This is a genomic window from Sinorhizobium sp. BJ1, from assembly GCF_002531555.1.
GTDB classification, from domain to species: Bacteria; Pseudomonadota; Alphaproteobacteria; order Rhizobiales; family Rhizobiaceae; genus Sinorhizobium; species Sinorhizobium fredii_B.
Map to the genome: position 1 here is coordinate 190,373 of NZ_NWTH01000007.1, position 20,240 is coordinate 210,612.

Annotated in this window: 17 protein-coding genes; 6 read left to right on the forward strand and 11 right to left on the reverse strand. The window is 61.7% G+C overall.

Translation table 11 applies throughout. The features are described from left to right. Positions 1-183: 183 nt before the first annotated feature. A complete protein-coding gene (locus CO676_RS12810) occupies positions 184-879 on the forward strand; it encodes a DUF1013 domain-containing protein (protein ID WP_014766460.1) in 696 nt (231 codons plus the stop codon). Between the two features lie 64 nt (positions 880-943). Here the strand turns inward: CO676_RS12810 and CO676_RS12815 are convergent, their stop codons facing one another. After that, the gene (locus CO676_RS12815; RefSeq protein ID WP_014766461.1) at positions 944-1,330 is read right to left on the reverse strand and encodes an ectoine synthase; all 387 of its coding nucleotides are present in this window, start codon (positions 1,328-1,330) and stop codon (positions 944-946) included. A 138-nt stretch (positions 1,331-1,468) separates the two neighbouring features. Between CO676_RS12815 and CO676_RS12820 the strand changes: the two genes are divergently transcribed. Further along, positions 1,469-2,344, forward strand: a complete 876-nt coding sequence (locus tag CO676_RS12820) for a LysR substrate-binding domain-containing protein (RefSeq protein WP_097521333.1) — start codon at positions 1,469-1,471, stop codon at positions 2,342-2,344. Between the two features lie 9 nt (positions 2,345-2,353). On the opposite strand, the gene CO676_RS12825 is transcribed toward CO676_RS12820, so the two are convergent. Then, complete coding sequence (locus CO676_RS12825; RefSeq protein ID WP_097521334.1) at positions 2,354-4,261, reverse strand: AMP-binding protein; 1,908 nt, start codon at positions 4,259-4,261, stop codon at positions 2,354-2,356. A gap of 151 nt (positions 4,262-4,412) precedes the next feature. Then, complete coding sequence (locus CO676_RS12830) at positions 4,413-5,072, reverse strand: YggS family pyridoxal phosphate-dependent enzyme (RefSeq protein ID WP_097521335.1); 660 nt, start codon at positions 5,070-5,072, stop codon at positions 4,413-4,415. A gap of 212 nt (positions 5,073-5,284) precedes the next feature. Here CO676_RS12830 and leuS point away from each other — a divergent pair, with 212 nt between their 5' ends. The 3 genes from leuS to holA are packed head-to-tail and all read left to right on the forward strand — an operon-like array spanning position 5,285 to position 9,480. Further along, positions 5,285-7,915: a leucine--tRNA ligase gene (gene leuS, locus CO676_RS12835; RefSeq protein WP_097521384.1), complete on the forward strand. Its 2,631-nt coding sequence runs from the start codon at positions 5,285-5,287 to the stop codon at positions 7,913-7,915. Then, positions 7,902-8,432: an LPS assembly lipoprotein LptE gene (gene lptE / locus CO676_RS12840; protein ID WP_097521336.1), complete on the forward strand. Its 531-nt coding sequence runs from the start codon at positions 7,902-7,904 to the stop codon at positions 8,430-8,432. Before leuS ends, lptE begins: the two co-directional genes overlap by 14 nt. 13 nt (positions 8,433-8,445) lie before the next feature. After that, positions 8,446-9,480: a DNA polymerase III subunit delta gene (holA, locus tag CO676_RS12845; protein WP_097521337.1), complete on the forward strand. Its 1,035-nt coding sequence runs from the start codon at positions 8,446-8,448 to the stop codon at positions 9,478-9,480. A gap of 341 nt (positions 9,481-9,821) precedes the next feature. Here the strand turns inward: holA and CO676_RS12850 are convergent, their stop codons facing one another. From CO676_RS12850 to hemE, 8 genes are all read right to left on the reverse strand, one after another. Then, positions 9,822-10,712 carry a ParB/RepB/Spo0J family partition protein gene (locus CO676_RS12850; RefSeq protein ID WP_097521338.1) on the reverse strand — a complete coding sequence of 297 codons (891 nt, stop codon included), beginning with the start codon at positions 10,710-10,712 and terminating at the stop codon, positions 9,822-9,824. Between the two features lie 32 nt (positions 10,713-10,744). After that, positions 10,745-11,539, reverse strand: a complete 795-nt coding sequence (locus CO676_RS12855; protein WP_014766469.1) for a ParA family protein — start codon at positions 11,537-11,539, stop codon at positions 10,745-10,747. Between the two features lie 14 nt (positions 11,540-11,553). After that, entirely contained in the window at positions 11,554-12,195 is a 642-nt protein-coding gene (gene rsmG / locus CO676_RS12860; RefSeq protein ID WP_097521339.1) for a 16S rRNA (guanine(527)-N(7))-methyltransferase RsmG, read from the reverse strand. Then, positions 12,192-14,078 carry a tRNA uridine-5-carboxymethylaminomethyl(34) synthesis enzyme MnmG gene (gene mnmG / locus CO676_RS12865; RefSeq protein WP_097521340.1) on the reverse strand — a complete coding sequence of 629 codons (1,887 nt, stop codon included), beginning with the start codon at positions 14,076-14,078 and terminating at the stop codon, positions 12,192-12,194. The genes rsmG and mnmG overlap by 4 nt, the downstream gene beginning before the upstream one ends. A gap of 111 nt (positions 14,079-14,189) precedes the next feature. Continuing rightward, positions 14,190-15,509, reverse strand: coding sequence for a tRNA uridine-5-carboxymethylaminomethyl(34) synthesis GTPase MnmE (gene mnmE, locus CO676_RS12870; RefSeq protein WP_097521385.1), 1,320 nt, complete (start codon positions 15,507-15,509; stop codon positions 14,190-14,192). Positions 15,510-15,862: 353 nt separating this feature from the next. Next, positions 15,863-17,128, reverse strand: coding sequence for a transcription termination factor Rho (gene rho, locus CO676_RS12875; RefSeq protein WP_014766473.1), 1,266 nt, complete (start codon positions 17,126-17,128; stop codon positions 15,863-15,865). 200 nt (positions 17,129-17,328) lie between these two features. Continuing rightward, positions 17,329-17,871 carry a protoporphyrinogen oxidase HemJ gene (gene hemJ, locus CO676_RS12880; RefSeq protein WP_174900819.1) on the reverse strand — a complete coding sequence of 181 codons (543 nt, stop codon included), beginning with the start codon at positions 17,869-17,871 and terminating at the stop codon, positions 17,329-17,331. Then, positions 17,868-18,899, reverse strand: a complete 1,032-nt coding sequence (gene hemE, locus CO676_RS12885) for a uroporphyrinogen decarboxylase (protein ID WP_097521341.1) — start codon at positions 18,897-18,899, stop codon at positions 17,868-17,870. Before hemE ends, hemJ begins: the two co-directional genes overlap by 4 nt. Positions 18,900-19,304: 405 nt before the next feature. Between hemE and CO676_RS12890 the strand changes: the two genes are divergently transcribed. Continuing rightward, positions 19,305-20,126: a pyruvate, water dikinase regulatory protein gene (locus CO676_RS12890; RefSeq protein ID WP_014766476.1), complete on the forward strand. Its 822-nt coding sequence runs from the start codon at positions 19,305-19,307 to the stop codon at positions 20,124-20,126. The last annotated feature ends 114 nt before the right edge of the window (positions 20,127-20,240 follow it).

Sequence of the window (20,240 nt, forward strand, 5' to 3'; positions counted from 1 at the left end):
CTCCCACCGCCGTTTTGACGATTCATAGCAGCTCAAAGCTTCGCCGCAATTAGACAAAAGCACATTCGGAAGTGAAGAATTGCAATTTCGAGACAAGAACGATATAGAACGCTCAATTCCCGGAAATGAGTGGTAGACTCAACGGCCCGCGACACCGGCGCGGCGGACAAAAGGACTATATCCATGGCTCAGCAATTGCTTATGCCCAAGGCAACGGCCGTCTGGCTCGTTGACAACACCGCACTCTCGTTCGACCAGATCGCGCAGTTTTGCAAGCTGCACCCGCTCGAAGTCAAAGCGATTGCCGACGGTGAATCGGCGCAGGGCATCAAGGGCCTCGACCCCATTGCAACCGGTCAGCTTTCGCGCGACGAGATCGCCCGCGGCGAGGCAAATCCGAACCATAAGCTCAAGCTCTCCGAACCGAAGGTCCGCGTTCCGGATTCGAAGCGCAAGGGACCGCGCTACACGCCCGTTTCCAAGCGCCAGGACCGTCCGAACGCCATTCTCTGGCTGGTCCGCAACCATCCGGAACTGAAGGACGCGCAGATTTCGCGCCTCGTCGGCACGACGAAGTCGACGATTGAGCAGATTCGCGAACGCACCCATTGGAACTCTGCCAACCTGACGCCGATGGATCCGGTCACCCTCGGCCTCTGCTCGCAGATCGACCTCGACCTCGAAGTCGAGCGCGCCGCCAAGGGCCGCCCGCTGCCGACCGCGGCCGAGGTGGGCGCGACGCTCGAGTCGGCACGGGAAACCGAGAAGCTCGACTACAGCTTCGAACGCGAAGAAGAGAAGGAAATCGACGCCGACGCCGTCTTCGCCAAGCTGAAGTCGCTGAAGTCGGACCGCAAGGACGAAGACGACGACTATTGATCGGTTCGTCAGCGGTGAGATTCAAGAACCCGGATCGCAGGATCCGGGTTTTTTGTTGCCGTACTCAATAGGCCGAGCCCGAAGAGTCTTTGAGGTTGTGGCGCTCCGTCCCCGTGAGCGGCGGATTGAAGATACTGACGAGGACCAGGTCCTTGTCGCGGCCCCCGCGCAGATAGTGCTTGTCATGCTTGTCGAGCACATAGATGTCGCCCCTGCGGATCGGAAAGACATTGCCCTCCATGTCTTCGACCTCGCCTTCGCCGGCGATGCAATAGCAGGCTTCGAGATGGTTGCGGTATTGAAGCAGCGACACGGTGTTGGCCCGCACCACCGTATGGCAGACGGTGAAGCCCATGCCGTCCTTTTCCGTCAGCAGTCGGTGGCTGGTACCGCTGCCCCACTCGACGAAGTGATCGGTGACTTCAACGTCCTGCAGACTGCGCACGAACATGGCGTTCTCCTCGTGTAAGAAAATCTGACAAATCCCGCAATGGGTCCCCGGGGCCGTCGCGATGAATCCCTTTATTTGCTTGATTTATGCCTCTTACAAACGATGATTCCTCACCGGATAGTTGAGGAGAATTTACATATGATGCCGCCCTTGGGCGCCTTGCGGGTCTTCGAAGCCGCCGCCCGCCTCGCCAGCTTCTCGCGCGCCGCCGACGAATTGCATGTCACGCATGCCGCCGTGAGCCATCAGATCCGGCAATTGGAGGAATGGTTCGGCCGACCCCTGTTCCTGCGCGAAAAGCGCGGCGTTCGGCTCGCGCCCGAAGCCGAGCGGCTTGCCGAAGCCCTGTCGGTAAGCTTCGAGCGCATTGCCGCCGAAGCGGAATCCTTGAAGCTCAGGACGAAATCGGAAATCACCGTCGCCTGCATTCCCTCGATTGCGACCCGCTGGCTGATCCCGGCGCTCGGTGAGTTCCTCGCAGCCCATGCCGATATCACGGTCAGGGTGGTCTATGCCATGGCAGCGCAGCGCCTACGTGAAACCGGCTGCGACGTGCTCATCACGCTCGGCGCCGATCTGTCCGACGGCGTCGTCTCGGATCGGCTCTTTTCCCGCATCAACAGGCCCGTCGCAAGTCCGCGTTATCTGGAACGGGAGGGTCGTCTCGCGACTGCTCAGCAGATCGCCACGGCGGACCTCTTGCACGACGAGACGACGGCCCATTGGCAGCAATGGTTCGCCCGGGCCGGCATAGTGCCGCCCGGGGCACCGAAGGGTCCGGTGTTTCAGGATTTCAATCTGCTGGCGACCGCCGCCATCGCCGGTCATGGCGTCGCGCTTTGCCCGGTCGAAGTATGCCGGCGCGAGATCGACAACGGCGACCTGATCGTGCTCTCCGAGACTTCTATCCTCGAAGAGGAGAGCTACTTCCTGATCAGCAAGTCCTCGCGCCAGACGGCCGCGTCCGCCTTCTGCGGCTGGTTCAAACAGGTTGTTGACCCCACATCGAACTGACGCCCCGCGTCAAATGCCGATACCCTTGGCGTGAAGCGCCTCGGTGATTTCATCGAGGATCGCCGGGTCGTCGATCGTCGCCGGCATCTTCCAGGGCTGGCGGTCGGCGATCTTCTGTATTGTGGCGCGCAGAATCTTGCCGGACCGGGTCTTCGGCAGCCGCTTGACGCAGATCGCGGTTCGGAAGGCGGCGACAGGGCCGATGCGCTCGCGAACGAGGTCGATGACCTCTGTCTCGATATCCGATGTTTCACGGGAAACATTCGAGTTGATCACCAGGAAGCCGGCCGGAATCTGCCCCTTCAACGGATCGGCGATGCCGATCACGGCGCATTCGGCGACGTCCGGATGACTGACGCAGACCTCCTCCATAGCCCCCGTCGAAAGCCGATGCCCCGCAACGTTGATGATGTCGTCGGTACGCGCCATGATGAAGACATAGCCGTCCTCGTCGATATAGCCGGCGTCGGCCGTCTTGTAGTAGCTGGGATATTCCTCGAGATAGGCGGCCCGAAACCGGTCGTCGGCCTTCCAGAGCGTCGGCAGGCAGCCGGGCGGCAGCGGCAGCTTGACCACGACATTGCCGAGCGTCCCCGCCTCGACCGGATGACCGGCATCATCTACGACCTGCACGTCATAACCGGGGAGGGGAACGGCGGGCGATCCGTATTTGACCGGCAGCAAGCCGAGGCCCAGCGGGTTGCCGGCGACCGGCCAGCCGGTCTCCGTCTGCCACCAGTGATCGATGACCGGTACCCCGAGTGCCCGCTCGGCCCAGCGGATCGTGTCCGGATCGGCGCGTTCGCCGGCAAGATAGAGGGCGCGGAAGCGCGACAGGTCATAACGCGCCACATGGGAGGCTTCCGGATCCTCCTTACGGATCGCACGCAGCGCTGTCGGGGCGGTGAACATCACGGCGACGCCGTGCTCGGCGATGATTCGCCAATAGGTGCCCGGGTCGGGGGTCCCGACCGGCTTGCCCTCAAACAGGATCGAGGTGCTGCCATTGAGGAGCGGTCCGTAGACGATATAGGAGTGCCCGACGACCCAACCGATGTCGGATGCCGCCCAGAAGACCTCGCCAGGCCGGACGCCGAAGAAATTCTCCATCGACCATTTCAACGCGACCATGTGGCCGCCATTGTCGCGCACGACGCCCTTCGGCTGGCCGGTGGTTCCGGAGGTGTAAAGGACATAGAGCGGATCGGTGGAGGCGATCGCTGCACAGGGTGCTTCATCGCCGGCCTCCCTGGCAGCCGCCAGAGCATCGGCGAAATCGAGATCACGACCGGGCACCATCTCGGCGGCCAGCATGTCGCGCTGGAAGATGAGGCAGTGGGCGGGCTTGTTGCTGGCGATCTCGATCGCCTGATCGAGCAGCGGCTTGTAGGCGACGGTGCGGCCGGGCTCCAGCCCGCAGCTTGCCGAAACGACGAGCCTGGCCTGGCAATCATCGATCCGGACGGCGAGCTCATTGGCGGCAAAGCCGCCGAAGACGACCGAATGGACCGCGCCGATCCGCGCCGCCGCCAGCATGGCGATCGCGGCTTCAGGGATCATCGGCATATAGATGATGATCCGGTCGCCCTTGTCGATACCGAGCTTTCCATAGACCGCCGCCATTGCCTTTACGTCGGCGAGCAGCGCCGCATAGGTGATCTTTTCGGTCCTGCCGGTGACGGGACTATCGTAGATGAACGCCGTCTGCTCACCGCGGCCCGCCTCGACATGGCGGTCGAGGCAATTGTAACAGGTGTTGGTGACGCCATCCGGAAACCAGTGCCCGTAAGGCCCACGCTCGGCGTCGAAGATCCGCCGCGGCCTTTCGACCCAGTCGATCGCCTCCGCGGCTTCGGACCAGAAGCCCTGCGGATCGGCTTTCCATGCGGCATACACATCGGAATAGCGACTTGCCATTTCCGTTCTCCTCCACTGACCTTCTGGACGGATGGCCCGACTCCTCTGTGCTGGAGGATAAGCCCGTGGAGGCAAAGGGAAAGCCCGACGAAAGGGTAATGGTCGGAATCGAGACGAGTGCGGCTCTCTGCCGCTCTCCAAGCTCTGCCAATCAGCGCGCGCCGAAGATCGCCGAGCCGACCCGGACGCTGCTGGCGCCGAAAGCGATGGCCGTTTCGAAATCGCCGGACATGCCCATGGAGATCTTGGTGAGACCGCACTTGGCCGCGAGTTTCGCAAGCAGGGCGAAATGCGGACCCGGATTCTCATCGAGAGGGGGAATGCACATCAGGCCCTCGACATCGAGGCCAAGCTCCAGGCGGCAGAGATCGATGAACGCGACGGTCGCCTCCGGTGCTATGCCCGCCTTCTGCGGCTCGAGACCGGTATTGACCTGCACATAAAGCCGCGGCTTGCGGCCCTGCCGCTCCATCTCGGCGGCGACGACGCGGGCGATCTTCTCTCGATCGATCGTTTCGATTACATCGAAGAGCGCGACGGCGTCGGCCGCCTTGTTGGACTGCAGCGGGCCGATCAGGTGCAGTTCGACATTAGGCGTCTCGCGCTTGAGCTCCGGCCACTTGCCTTGTGCTTCCTGGACGCGATTTTCACCGAATACCCGCTGGCCGGCAGCGATCACCGGTCGGATCGCCTCTGCGTCGAAGGTCTTCGAGACGGCGACGAGCGTGACGACGCCTTCAGCCCGCTTCGCCGCCCTTTCGCTGGCGCGAATCCGGCTCAGGACATCGCCCAATCGTTCCTGTACGTCCATTCTGCGCTCCTTGCGGTGTCGAGGCTCACATGCGGATTATTGAAACTTGCGACACTTGCCAAGCCCGGCGACGGTAACGGCCGCCGAATAGGCCAAAGTGCGGTGTCCTGGCCCTGAAAACTTGACGGTCCGGCGGTTTCATGATGAAGGTCAGGCCAGCTATTACGAGGGCGCTTTGGACGCCGCAAAATTTCCGGAACATCGACAAAGACATGGCTACCGAACGATATAATCCGCGTGATGCCGAACCGCGCTGGCAGCAGGAATGGGACGCAGGCAAGGTCTTCGAGACCAGCAACGACGATCCACGTGAAAAATATTACGTGCTCGAGATGTTCCCCTATCCGTCCGGGCGGATCCACATGGGCCACGTGCGCAACTATACGATGGGCGACGTCGTAGCCCGTTACAAGCGCGCCCGCGGCTTCAACGTGCTGCATCCGATGGGCTGGGATGCCTTCGGCATGCCGGCCGAGAACGCCGCCATGGAACGGGGCGTGCATCCGGCCAGTTGGACCTACCAGAACATCGCCTCGATGAAGGCGCAGCTCAAGGTCATGGGCCTGTCGCTCGATTGGAGCCGCGAATTCGCCACCTGTGATCCGGCCTATTATCAGCGCCAGCAGCATCTCTTCCTCGATTTCCTGAAAAAGGGCCTGGTCTACCGCAGGCAATCGAAGGTCAATTGGGACCCGGTCGACAACACCGTGCTCGCCAACGAACAGGTAATCGACGGCCGTGGCTGGCGCTCGGGAGCGCTGGTCGAACAGCGCGAGCTGACGCAATGGTTCTTCCGCATCACCGATTTCAGTCAGGATCTGCTCGACGCGCTCGATGGTCTGGATCAGTGGCCGGAAAAGGTGCGGCTGATGCAGAAAAACTGGATTGGCCGTTCCGAGGGCTTGGCTCTGCGGTGGGAACTTGATCCGGCGACGGTTCCCGGCGACAGCAGGGAGCTGACCGTCTATACCACGCGTCCCGACACGCTGTTCGGCGCCTCGTTCCTGGCGATCTCCGCCGACCATCCGCTCGCCAGGGAAGCCGCTGCCAACAATGCGGCGATCGACGCCTTCTGTGAGGAGTGCCGGCGCGCCGGAACATCGCTCGCCGCCCTCGAGACGGCCGAGAAGAAGGGGATGGATACCGGCATCCGCGCCAGGCATCCGTTCGACCCGGATTGGGAGCTGCCCGTCTATGTCGCCAATTTCGTGCTGATGGACTACGGCACGGGCGCGATTTTCGGCTGCCCCTCCGGCGACCAGCGTGACCTTGATTTCGCCCGCAAATACGACCTGCCGGTCGTGCCCGTCGTGATGCCGAAGGATGCCGATCCGGCAAGCTTCACGATCGAAGACGAGGCCTATGTCGGCGACGGGGTCATGATCAACTCGCGCTTCCTCGACGGGCTTCCCACGGAAGAGGCCTTCGAGGCCGTCGCCTCGAAGCTCGAGAAGGAGACGCTGAACGGCGACCCGCGCGCCGAACGCAAGGTGAATTTCCGCCTGCGCGACTGGGGAATCTCCAGGCAGCGTTATTGGGGTTGCCCGATCCCGGTCATCCATTGCGAGGATTGCGGCGTCGTTCCGGTGCCGAAGACCGATCTGCCCGTGGTCCTGCCGCCGGACGTCACCTTCGACAAGCCCGGCAACCCGCTCGACAGGCACCCGACCTGGCGGCATGTGGCCTGCCCCGAATGCGGCAAGGACGCGCGTCGGGAAACCGACACGATGGACACGTTCGTCGATTCCTCCTGGTATTTCACGCGTTTCACGGCGCCCTGGGAGGACAATCCGACCGATCCGAAGGTTGCCAATCACTGGCTGCCGGTAGATCAGTATATCGGCGGTATCGAGCATGCGATCCTGCATCTGCTTTATTCGCGCTTCTTCACCCGGGCGATGAAGGCGACCGGCCACGTGGCACTGGACGAGCCCTTCAAGGGGCTGTTCACGCAGGGCATGGTGGTGCACGAGACCTATAGCCGCGGCGAAGGTGCGCAGCGCGAATGGATCACGCCCGCGGAAGTCCGCATCGAAGAGATCGACGGCCGCCGCCGCGCGCTGCTCGTCGAAACCGGCGAGGAAATCGCCATCGGCTCGATCGAGAAGATGTCGAAGTCCAGGAAGAACGTCGTCGATCCGGACGACATCATCGGCTCCTATGGCGCCGACACGGCACGCTTCTTCGTGCTCTCCGATTCGCCGCCGGACCGCGACGTGATCTGGTCCGAGGCGGGCGTCGAGGGCGCCCACCGCTTCGTCCAGCGCGTCTGGCGCCTGGTCGGCGAGGCTGCCGAAAACCTGCGCGGCGTAAATGCCTCGCCGGCTAAGGAAGGCGAGGGCATGGCGATATCGCAGGCCGCCCATCGCACTCTGCGCGCAGTCGAGGCTGACTACGACAAACTTGCCTTCAACAAGGCCGTGGCGCGGATTTATGAGCTCGTCAACGTGCTGGCCGCGCCGCTCGCGCAGGTTGCCGCGGGCAAGGCCGACCCGGCCGTCACCGCCGCTGTCAAGGACGCCACGACGATCCTGATCGACCTGATCGCGCCGATGATGCCGCATCTCGCCGAAGAGTGCTGGCGCGAGATCGGCGGCGCGGGGCTGATCGCCGAGAGATCATGGCCGGCCTTCGACCCGGCGCTCGTCGTCGAGAACGAAATCACCTTGCCGGTGCAGATCAACGGCAAGAAACGCGCCGATTTGACAATCGCGCGCGACGCAGATCAGAGTGCGATCGAAAGCGCCGTCCTCGCACTTGACGCCGTAAAAGCGGCGCTCAACGGCGGCAGCCCGAAGAAAATTATTGTCGTGCCGCAAAGGATCGTCAATGTCGTCGTCTGAGAAAGCTGGCCTTCGTCTCCGGTTCCTGGGCGTGCTTGCCGGCACGTTACTGCTGACGGCGCTGGCCGGCTGCCAGGTCCGTCCGCTCTATTCCGACGGTCCGACCGGTGCGACCTCTGTGGCGCTTGCCTCCATCGAGATCGCGGAAGCGGACGATCGCGTCGAGCAGGAAGTCCGCAATGCATTGATCTTCCTGGCCTCGGGTGGCCAGGGCGAGCCGGTCAACCCGCAATATCATCTCGCCCTCAATGTTTCGCACCGGACGATGGGTGTGCTTTACGACGATGCGGAGGACCGGGCGAACGCCGGCCGCATCGTCGTCAAGGCAGACTACAATCTGACGAGGACGGGAACAGGCGAGACGGTGAAGGCGGGCTATCGCTCGGCGGTCGCGCTCGCCGATTTCCCGGAACAGGAATTCGCAAAGGTTCGCGCCGTTCGCGACGCCGAGAATCGCGCCGCCAAGGAACTGGCGGAACTCATCGGGGCTGATATCGCCGCCGCTCTCGGCCGCTGACGCCGGTATTCGGATGAGCGAGGTCAAATCGCACGAATTCGACAGCTTCCTCAACCGAGGCGCGTCGAACTACCGCCTTTTCCTGCTCTACGGCCCCGACCGTGGCCTCGTTTCCGAGCGTGCCGCCCAGCTTGCCGGCCGCTGCGGCGTCGCTCTCGATGACCCCTTTGCCGTCGTCAAGCTTGATGCAACGGAGTTGCAGCAGGGCGCCGGCAGGGTGCTCGACGAAGTCAATGCCATCGGGCTTTTCGGCGGCGATAAACTCGTCTGGATCCGCGGAGCCTCGAGCGAGAAGGCGATCGGCGAAGCCTTGCAGATTCTTGCCGACACGCCACCGCCCGGGAGCACGCTGATCATCGAGGCGGGCGACCTGAAGAAGGGCGCGGCGCTCAGGAAGATTGGCGAATCGTCGCGGGCGGTCGCCTCCATCGCCTGCTACAGCGACGACGCCCGCAGCCTGCATGCTCTCGTCGACAAGGAACTTTCTGAGGCGGATCTGCGCATAAGCCCGGCGGCACGCGAGCGTCTACTCGAAGCGCTCGGCGGCGACCGCATGGCCTCGCGGAACGAGGTGCGGAAGCTCGCACTCTATTGCCGTGGCAAGGATATGGTCGACGAAGAGGACGTCCTCGCCATTGTCGGCGACGCCAGCGCCATTTCCGTCGACGACGCGGTGGACGCGGTGCTGCAGGGCGACGTCGATGCACTGCTGCACGCCATGAAGAAGATCACCACCTCGAAAACGCCGCCCTTCCTGGTGCTCCAGGGCTGCCTCAGGCAGTTTCAGCAACTGGATGCGATGCGCGCCGAGATGGACACAAGCCGCCAGTCGGCGAGCCAGGTGGTTGCAAGCCTCGGCCGCGGCCTTCATTTCCGCCGCAAGCCGATTGTCGAGGCGGCGCTCAAGCACTGGACCACGCCGGCGATCCGGCGTGAACTGCGACGGCTCCAGGCAACAATTTACCAGAGCCGCGCGCGACAGAGCCTGGAAGAGAGTATGGTGCTGCAGAATCTCCTTGCGATCGCGATACAGTCGGCAAAGCGGTGATCAGTGTTCCTACAGCGTTGGGGGGGCCTCTCGATGAATCCGAGCGAGAGTGTTCGAAGCAGCTAGTTGCCACTGATCTCGACTAGGATCCGCCTGTGGTTTTCCCCTCCCCAAGGCCTGCCGCAAGGGGCCCACAACGGGGAGGGGGTAAGTGCACCTCGCAACCACGAGCCCATTCCGACCGCTGCATTTTGTGTAGCAGGCAAAAATCGGAGCCGTGCAGCCGAGATGACTCCAACATGGGAGCCCGCGAAACCGCCGAGATTTGGCGGATGCAGTGCGGCATCGCAAGTCCCTCCCTTTTGGGGAGGGGTTTGGGAAGGAGCTTATGAAACCCAGTCCTAACGTCGCTCGAGTAGCCGGCAAATCTCTTCGAGCTGATCGAGGGTCTTATAGGCGATCCGCAGATGCCCTCCGGATGCCCTATGGCTGACGGTCACCTCTAACCCCAAGCTGTCCGACAGGGTGCGTTCCAGCGCCAGCGTATCGGCATCCTTCTCATCGCGCTGCCGGCTCTTGGCGAAATTCGGATCGTTCTGGGCCTTGATGTCGTTCTGGGCCATGCGCTCCGCTTCGCGCACCGACAGGCCCTTGGAGACGATCGAGCGTGCCAGCGCCACCGGATCGGAAGTCGGGACGAGGGCGCGCGCATGGCCGGCCGACAGGCTGCCGTCGGAGAGCATGTCGCGGACCGGTTCCGGCAATTTGAGCAGCCGCAAACTGTTGGCGACATGGCTGCGGCTCTTGCCGATGATGTCGCCGAGATCGTTCTGCGTATAGCCGTGTTCGGCGATCAGCTGCTCGTAGCCAAGCGCCTCTTCCAGCGGATTGAGATCCGAACGCTGGACGTTCTCAACGATCGCGATCTCGAGGGCCGTCCGATCGTCCACATCGCGCACGATCACCGGTATTTCCGTGAAGCCGGCAAGCTGCGCCGCCCGCCAGCGGCGCTCACCGGCGATGATCTCGTAACGCTCATGACCTACGGTGCGAACCACGACAGGCTGGACGATGCCGTGCTGGCGAATCGAACTGGCCAGATCCTGCAACTCCGCTTCGTCGAATTGGCGACGGGGGTTGCGCGGGTTCCGGGAGACGAATTCGATTGGCACGCGGCGGTCGGCATTGACCTGGCTTGCAGGCGCCGTTCCACTTTGCAACGGCTGGTCCATTTCGCCAATCAAGGCGGCCAAACCGCGGCCGAGGCGCCTCTTGGAGCTGTCGTCGTTCATTCTACACCCGATTAATTACGATACCGAAACGTTTACGCCGCCTTTCGCTGGCGCTCACGTTGGATAACTTCTGACGCCAATTGCAAATAGGCCTGGCTTCCGGCGCATTTGAGATCGTAGAGAATCGCCGGTTTGCCGTAGGACGGGGCCTCGGAAACGCGCACGTTGCGTGGAATCAAAGTGTGATAGACCTTTTCGCCGAGGTGGGTCCGGACATCGCTGACCACCTGCTGTGCCAGATTGTTGCGCGAGTCGAACATGGTCAGCACGATACCCTGGATATCCAAGCTCGGATTCACCGTGCGACGCACCTGGTCGACCGTCTCCAACAGCTGACTGAGACCCTCCAGCGCAAAGAACTCGCATTGCAGCGGCACGAGCACCGAATGCGCCGCGGCCATGGCGTTCATCGTTAACAGGTTGAAGGACGGCGGGCAGTCCACCAAGATATAGGAATAGGCGAGCGCTTCCGGGGCGGTCAGCGCCTTGCGCAGGCGGAAGACCCGGTCGGCTTCGCGCGAAATCTCCATTTCGACGCCAAGCAGATCCATTGTCGATGGGATGATCGCCAGGTTTGGCACCGCGGTCTCGCGCGCAATCTCGCCAATGGAATGGCTGCCCATCATCAGCTCGTAGGAAGACAGGTGCCTGTCGCGACGCTGAATGCCGAGTCCGGTGCTGGCGTTTCCCTGCGGATCGAGGTCGACGATCAGAACCCTTTCGCCGATAGCCGCCAGTGCGGTCGCTAGATTGATCGCGGTCGTCGTCTTGCCGACGCCGCCTTTCTGATTGGCAATGGTGATGATCCGATTTCTTGGGCCAAACATGCTTCGCTCGCCTATCACTTCGTCCGACGCGAAAGATTTGCAATCTCGAGCACAACCGAATCCGGCTCGACGACACTTGCATGTTTTACCAGATCGAATTGAAAGCGACTAACGGCTTTGTCGACTTCCTGCTGATAATCCCGGCCTTTGTGAAAGAAAGCGACCGTATTCGACGTCTCCTCGAGCATCCAGGGCGTGCAATAGTCGAGCAACTGGGTCAAATCGGCCAGCGCGCGAGCCGAAACCGCGTCGCAACGGGGAATCACAGACGGAGCTTGCTCGATTCGAATCGGATGCACCGATCCACGCGCACCGGTTTCATTCAGGGCAATTCGTAGAAAGGCTGCCTTCTTGTTGTTGCTTTCGACAAGATCCACCCAGCCGTCAGAATATTCCGACAAGCAGATGGCGGTGATCACGCCGGGGAAGCCGCCGCCGCTGCCGAGATCGACCCAGGCTTTTGGGGAAGGCGAAAGCTGGAAAATCTGCAGGCTGTCAACGATGTGGCGCTGCCACAGGTCTTCGAGCGTGGATGGCGCCACGAGGTTAATCGACTTCGCCCACTTCTGAAAAAGCACGGCGAAATGCTCCAGCTTTTCGAGCGTTTCACGTGAAACACGCAGCGCTTTCATGCGCTCGGCAGGACTCGCTTTCATTGTGCCGCAGGCTCCGCCACAGGCCTGACACCACGCTCCTGCCGCCTTAGCCACGTCAGCAGCAACGACACAGCGGCGGGCGTCATGCCATCGACCTTCATCGCCTGGGCCAAGTTGCGGGGCCGCTGCTGTGCCAGCTTCTGCTTCAGTTCGTTCGACAGCCCCGGCAAGTCGCTATAATCGAAGTCATCCGGAATTATCGCGCTCTCCTCCCGCCGGATACCGGCGATGTCCGCAGCCTGACGCTCCATATAAACGGCATAAGCCGCATCGATCTCCAACGCCTCGCCGAGACGGCGCTCGATCGCTTCTTCGAGCTGCGGCCACAAGGGCTTGAGCGCCTCGATGGTCTGACCCGGGTAGGAGAGGATTTCGAAGGCGGAACGCCGCTGACCGTCCTGGTTAAGTTTTAGGCCAAACCGCCTGCCTTCGTTCGGCGTGATGGACAGGGACTGCAGAAGGGTGCGACCCTCTTCATAGGCGCCCTTCCAGGATGCAAAGCGTGCCCGCCGCGCCTCTCCGACGCAACCCAACTCGACGCCGACCGGGGTCAAACGCATATCGGCATTGTCGGCCCTCAGCGACAGCCGATACTCCGCCCGGGAGGTAAACATCCGGTAAGGCTCAGTGATGCCGCGCGACGTCAGGTCGTCGATCATCACGCCGATGTAGGAATCCGTCCGACTGAAAACGAAGGACTCGCGCCCGGTTGCCGCCAGCCCTGCGTTCAGGCCGGCCACGAGACCCTGCGCTCCCGCTTCCTCATAGCCTGTCGTGCCGTTGATCTGACCCGCCAGGAAGAGGCCGGGCATCTTGCGTACCGCCAGCGAAAGCTGCAGCTCGCGCGGATCGACATGGTCATATTCGATGGCATAGCCTGGCTGGAGGATGGACACACTTTCCAGACCCGGAATGGTGCGGATAAACGATTCCTGCACATCTTCCGGCAAGGAGGTAGAAATGCCGTTCGGGTAAATGGTGTCATCCTCGAGCCCCTCCGGCTCAAGGAAAATTTGATGGCCATCCCGTTCGCCGAAGCGGACGATCTTGTCCTCGATCGACGGGCAATAGCGTGGCCCAACTCCCTCGATCTGGCCCGAATACATGGCGGAGCGGTGAATATTGTCGGCAATGACCTTGTGTGTGGCGTCCGTCGTCCGGGTGACGCCGCAATCGATCTGGCGGTTGACAATCCCGTCGGTCATGAAAGAGAAGGGCACCGGCTCTTCGTCCGGCCCCTGGCGGGCAACGCGGTCCCAGTCGATTGTCCGGCCATCCAAGCGCGCCGGCGTACCGGTTTTCAACCGTCCAAGTCTGAGGCCGAAGCGCGTTAGCGTCTCCGAAAGGCCTACCGACGGCTCCTCGCCGACGCGGCCGGCCGGGATCTTGCGGTCACCGATGTGAATCAGACCCTTGAGAAAGGTGCCGGTCGTCAGTACCACCGCAGCGGTGCGAAACACCCGGCCGTCTTTCATGATCACGCCGGCTACCACATCGGCTTCGGTCAGGAGGTCATAAGCGTCTCCTTCGATCACGGTGAGATTGTCGGTTGCATCAATCTCCCGCTGCATAGCGTCGCGGTAGAGCCGGCGATCCGCTTGCGTGCGTGGTCCCCTGACCGCCGGTCCCTTGCGCCGGTTAAGCAGCCGGAACTGAATACCGGCCGCATCGGCGACGCGACCCATCAGCCCGTCCAGTGCGTCAATCTCGCGGACCAGATGGCCCTTTCCCAAGCCGCCAATGGCAGGGTTGCAGGACATTACACCGATTGTCTCTTTCTTATGGGTGATGAGCGCGGTCCGCGCACCCAACCGTGCCGCCGCCGAAGCGGCTTCGCAGCCGGCATGGCCGCCGCCAATCACGATGACATCAAAGCTTGTCATACCTACTCTCGCTCACTTCAGGTCTTGATTCGCAATTCGCAGCACCGAGTCAAGAAGTTTCACGTGAAACGTGCCGAGCAGACTCGGAATTGGTGCAATCGCCCTGAGACGTCATTTGCCGATGCAGAATTCCGAGAATATCACGTCGAGCAAATTCTCGACATCGACGCGGCCGGTGATCCGCCCAAGGGCGTCACTTGCCAGTCGAAGCTGTTCCGCCTGGATGTCGAGACCCTCTGCGGCTAGGCCGCTCGCAAGCGCCGCGCTCGCCTGTCTCAGGCAATCCACATGGCGCTTCCGCGACGGCATGGCAAGTGCGGTCCGGCCCGCCAGATCGGGAAGGTGTGCCTTGATCCTTTCCAGCAAATCGGCGATGCCGTCGCCCGTCTTCGTCGATAGGAACACGTCGGCCTGCTCGGGCGACCAAGTCGTCGCCTTGCGATCGATCTTCGTTGCGACACGAAGCACCGGCACATCACCCCCGACCGGTTCGCTCCAGACGAAGTCGCCCGGTTTCTCCGATAGCAGCAGGATCAAATCGGCGTGCCCGATAACCTCACGCGCCCGGCGGATGCCTTCCCGCTCGACGATTTCCGCGGTTTCCCGAAGTCCGGCGGTGTCAAACAGCTTCACTGAGAAGCCGGCTAAGGAAAGGTCAACCGATAGAACATCGCGAGTCGTCCCGGCAATCTCCGTGACGATCGCAATGTCCCTCTTGGCGAGCGCATTGAGTAAGCTCGATTTTCCGGCATTCGGTTCGCCCGCAATGACGATCTTCAGACCGTCGCGAACAATCTCGGCAAGGCCGGCCTGGTCGATATGCGCGTCAATCTCCCCCTGAAGCTTCTCGATGTCGGCCCAAATCGTCTCGCTGACGGAACCGGGAACATCCTCTTCATCGGCAAAGTCGAGTTCCGCCTCGATCATCGCGCGCGCATGCGTCAGGCGTCGAGCCCAACTCTGGTAGACAGCCGATTGACCGCCGCTGGACTGCTCGAGGGCAAGACGACGCTGCATCTCCGTCTCGGCAGTGATCAGATCGGCTAACCCCTCGACCTCGACGAGATCCATCTTGCCGTTTTGGAAGGCGCGCCGCGAGAACTCGCCGGCTTCGGCATGCCGCAGCCCTTCGAACCCGGCGAGCGCATCGAGAATGGCGTGCACCACGGCCCGCCCGCCATGTACCTGCAGCTCGCAGCAGTCCTCTCCGGTGAACGAGGCCGGAGCGGGAAAGTAGATCACCAGTCCGCTATCCAGCATCTCATCGTTTCGAGTCCGAATCGTTTTGAGCGAGGCGGAACGCGGTTTCGGCAGTGCACCGCATAGGCGCACCAGCGCATCGGCCGTCGCCGGTCCGCTGATGCGGATCACGGCAACGCCGGCGGGTAGGGCGCCGCTGGAGAGCGCGTATATGGTATCCGTGAACTGCATCGGCTTGTTCGATCCGGTGAAGGCACAGCGCGAATCCGCGCGCCACGTCAACGGTTTTCTCTGTCTGTGTAGAGGTGCAACCTTAGGCGAGCACTATGTTCGTACGCCGAAACACGCTGCGTCGGTCGTCGGCAACGGCGCAGACTTATGCATGCCTGCGGCCCGGAAATCAAGCATAGCCAAGGCTATGCGGATTGCGGCGGACAGACGCACTGTTTCACGTGAATCATCGTGATGCCGAAGGACCGCAGGACCCACACTGGCGCCACGACCAGGCAGCTGAGGAATACCAGCGACAGAAAAGGCCGGGATTCAGTGAATCCCGGCCACCTGGATGGTACGGCAGCAATCGATCAGGTGTTCATCGAATCGAAGAAATCGCCGTTTGTCTTCGTCTGCTTGAGCTTGTCGATGAGGAACTCGATCGCATCGGTCGTGCCCATCGGTGCAAGAATGCGGCGCAGCACGAAGATTTTCTGCAGATCCTGGCGCGGCACCAGCAGGTCTTCCTTGCGCGTGCCGGACTTCAGAATGTCCATCGCCGGGAAGATGCGCTTGTCGGCAACCTTGCGGTCGAGCACGATTTCCGAGTTGCCGGTTCCCTTGAACTCTTCGAAGATGACTTCGTCCATGCGGCTGCCGGTGTCGATCAGCGCCGTGGCAATGATCGTCAGCGAGCCGCCTTCCTCGATATTACGAGCCGCACCGAAGAAGCGCTTCGGACGCTGCAGGGCATTGGCGTCGACGCCGCCGGTCAGCACCTTGCCGGAGGACGGCACGACCGTGTTGTAGGCACGGCCGAGGCGGGTGACCGAGTCGAGAAGAATGACGACATCACGGCCATGCTCGACGAGGCGCTTCGCCTTCTCGATGACCATTTCGGCCACCTGCACGTGGCGCGTTGCCGGCTCGTCGAAGGTCGAGGAGACGACTTCGCCTTTCACCGAACGCTGCATGTCGGTCACTTCTTCAGGCCGCTCGTCGATCAACAGTACGATCAGATAGCATTCCGGATGATTGGCGGTGATCGAATGGGCGATGTTCTGCAAGAGAACCGTCTTGCCGGTACGCGGCGGGGCGACGATGAGGCCACGCTGCCCCTTGCCGAGCGGAGCGACGAGGTCGATGACGCGGGCGGACAGGTCCTTGGAGGTCGGTACTTCAAGTTCCATCTTGAACCGCTCATTCGGGTAGAGCGGCGTCAGATTGTCGAAGTGAACCTTGTGGCGGATCTTTTCCGGATCGTCGAAATTGATCGTGTTGACCTTGAGCAGCGCGAAGTAGCGCTCGCCTTCCTTCGGGCCGCGTATCGGCCCTTCGACCGTATCGCCCGTCTTCAACGAAAAGCGGCGGATCTGCGATGGCGAAATGTAGATGTCGTCCGGACCGGGCAGGTAGTTTGCATTTGCCGATCGAAGAAAGCCAAATCCGTCCTGAAGGACCTCGACAACGCCTTCACCGATGATTTCTATCTCTTGCGTGGCCAGGTTTTTGAGGATGGCGAACATCAGCTCTTGCTTGCGCATGGTGCTGGCGTTCTCGACCTCGACCTCTTCGGCAAAGGCAAGGAGATCCGTCGGCGTCTTGTTCTTGAGATCTTGAAGCTTCATTTCAGCCATGAAGAGTCCATGATTTGTAGGGGAATGGGAGCAGGCGTGATTTTCGTAAGGGAGCTGCAGAGGGGGAAAAGCGGCAGGCTCTAAACTTCGTCACAGGCCTTGGGATGAAGGAGATGGGCGAAAATAGCGATTCACGTGAAACGCCGCAAGGGGGCGCCGCAAATTAAGCGCCAACTATTACAGCTCTGAATCGATTGAAGTCAAAATGGTTTCACGACGGCGAGGATGACGATGAGGATCATCAACAGGGTCGGCGCCTCGTTCATCAGCCTCCAGTAGCGCGCGCTCTTCCGATTCGCGTCCCGCTGAAAGTCAGCCACCGCCCGGCCGAAATGCACGTGCACGAGCGTCAACAGCACGACGCAGAAGAGCTTCGCGTGAAGCCAGCCGCCACGGAAGCCGTAGACGCTCCAGGCGAGATAGAGGCCGAGGACCCAGGCGATCATCATCGCCGGATTCATGATGACCTTCAGCAGCCGTCGCTCCATCGTCTTGAAGGTCTCGGACTGCACCGAACCGGGCAGCGCATCGGTGTGATAGATGAACAGCCGCGGCAGATAGAGGAGCCCCGCTATCCAAGAAATCACCGCGATGATGTGAAGCGCCTTGATCCAGAGATAGAGATCGCCCGGCCGCCCGACGAAAAGCCCGGCCAGCAAAGCCACAAAGACGGACAGCGCGGCAATCGCCCGAAGCCGCGCCCGCTTTCCGGGAGCGTTATCCGTCTGCCGCTCGATCATCACCCTCTCCCGCGAACACGCGCAACGAGGGCGGCGACGTTCTCCGGGTCGGCCTCAGGCGTGATGCCGTGGCCGAGATTGAAGATCAATGGTCCATTGCCGAGCACATCGAGAATCCGATCGATGCCGCGCTCCATTGCCGCCCCGCCGGCAACAACCCGCATCGGGTCGAGATTGCCCTGCACCGGACCGTCCTTCTGCAATTCGGCAGCGAATGACAGGGGCACAGCCCAGTCGAGCCCGATCGCGTCGGCGCCGGTCGACCGGCGATAGTCCTTGAGCAACAGGCCGGCTCCCTTGGCAAAGGCGATGATCTTCGCCGAAGGGCGGCGGGCGCGCACGGATGCAACGATCCGCCGCACCGGCTCGACGGCAAAGCGCGCAAACTCATCCTCGCCGAGGACACCCGCCCAGGAATCGAAGATCTGCACCGCATCGGCGCCGGCATCGATCTGCTCGACCAGGTAGTCGGCAGAAACGTCGGCCAGGAAGGCCAAAAGCTGCTCGAAAGCCTTCGGATGGCGGTAGGCGAAAAGGCGTGCGGGTGCCTGGTCAGGTGTGCCGCGACCGGCGATCATGTAGGTCGCAACCGTCCAAGGCGCACCACAGAAACCGAGCAGCGTCGTCTCCGCCCGCAATTCCCGGCGGAGCCGCGAAACGGTTTCGAAGACGGGAGTGAGGTGACTCAAAACGTCATCGGCCTTGAGGCCCGCAATGCCGTCCGCATCGATCGGATCCATCCGTGGCCCGTGGCCCTCCTCGAAACGGACGTTCCGGTGAAGCGCATCGGGAATGACGAGAATATCGGAGAAGAGGATCGCAGCGTCGAAGGCGTAGCGCCGGATCGGCTGCAGCGTCACTTCCACGGCGAGATCCGGCGTATAACAGAGATCGAGGAAGCTCCCGGCTTTCACTCGCGTAGCGCGATATTCCGGCAGATAGCGGCCGGCCTGGCGCATCAGCCAAACGGGTGGAGGTGTGAGGCATTTGCCGTTCAACACCTCTATCACTTTGCGACGTGTCTCTGCCACTCGCCATTCCCCAATCTAAAAATAAAACCTTATTGAAAAGGTTTCTATTTCTTAGAGTCGGTGGGTATCAAGGATTAAAATCAATCCTCAGTTCTTCCAATCAGCAGGGATCGACGCGCGCATGGTGGGAGAAAGTTCGACCGAATTTCCGATGGATCGGGAAAAGGCGCGAAAACTCAGAAAAGTCAGGATCTTGGCTGCACTCCCGGATTTGCGATTCCTGTGGACAAGGAGTCGATCCGCGTGACAATTTGTCGTCGGCATGAGTCTTGTCCACAACAGCGCCTGGGCGTTTTTCGTCTCGGTACCGAATGTGAATAACGCGGCGGTTTTCCACGTGCCTGAGCGGCGACCGCGATTTTGGCGTCTGGTGTCCCGGCCTATCAACAGCCTCCGGAGAATTGCGTGGAGAACCGAAAAAACTACTTCCACCTGCATCTCGTCTCCGATTCGACCGGCGAGACGCTGATTGCCGCGGGCCGCGCGGCGGCGGCGCAATTCCAGTCCGCGCACGCGCTCGAACACGTCTATCCGCTGATCCGCAACAAGAAGCAGTTGATGCAGGTCCTCGACGCCATCGACGGCGCGCCGGGCATCGTGCTCTATACAATCGTCGACCGGGAGCTTGCCGGTATGATCGACCAGCGCTGCCGCGAGATCGGCGTTCCTTGCGTTTCGGTCCTCGATCCGATCATCGAGCTGTTCCAATCCTATCTTGGTTCGCCGTCGCGTCGGCGTTCGGGCGCACAGCACGTCATGGATGCCGATTATTTCGCCCGGATTGAAGCGCTGAATTTCACCATGGATCACGACGATGGCCAGATGCCGGCCGATTTCAACGCGGCGGACGTCGTGCTCGTCGGGGTGAGCCGGACCTCGAAGACGCCGACGAGCATCTATCTTGCCAATCGCGGCATCAAGACCGCCAACATCCCGATCGTGCCCGGCGTGCCCTTGCCGGACGGGTTGCTCAAGGCGACGAAGCCGCTGGTGGTGGGGCTGATCGCCAGTGCCGACCGACTGTCGCAAGTCCGCCAGCATCGCGTGCTCGGCACGACCCAGAGCTTCCATGGCGAGGACTATACCGACCGGGCAGCGATCGCCGAGGAACTGAAATATGCCCGCACGCTCTGCGCGCGCAACAATTGGCCGCTGATCGACGTGACGCGGCGTTCGATCGAGGAAACGGCCGCGGCAATCGTTGCCCTTCGTCCTCGGCTCAGATAGAGCGAATCGCAGGAACCGGGCGGGGCGCGCACCAGTCGGACGGTCACCGTTCGGTTCCGGTTCATGATGAATCGATCATGATGGTTCGGATCGAACCGGTCCAGCGACCATGGT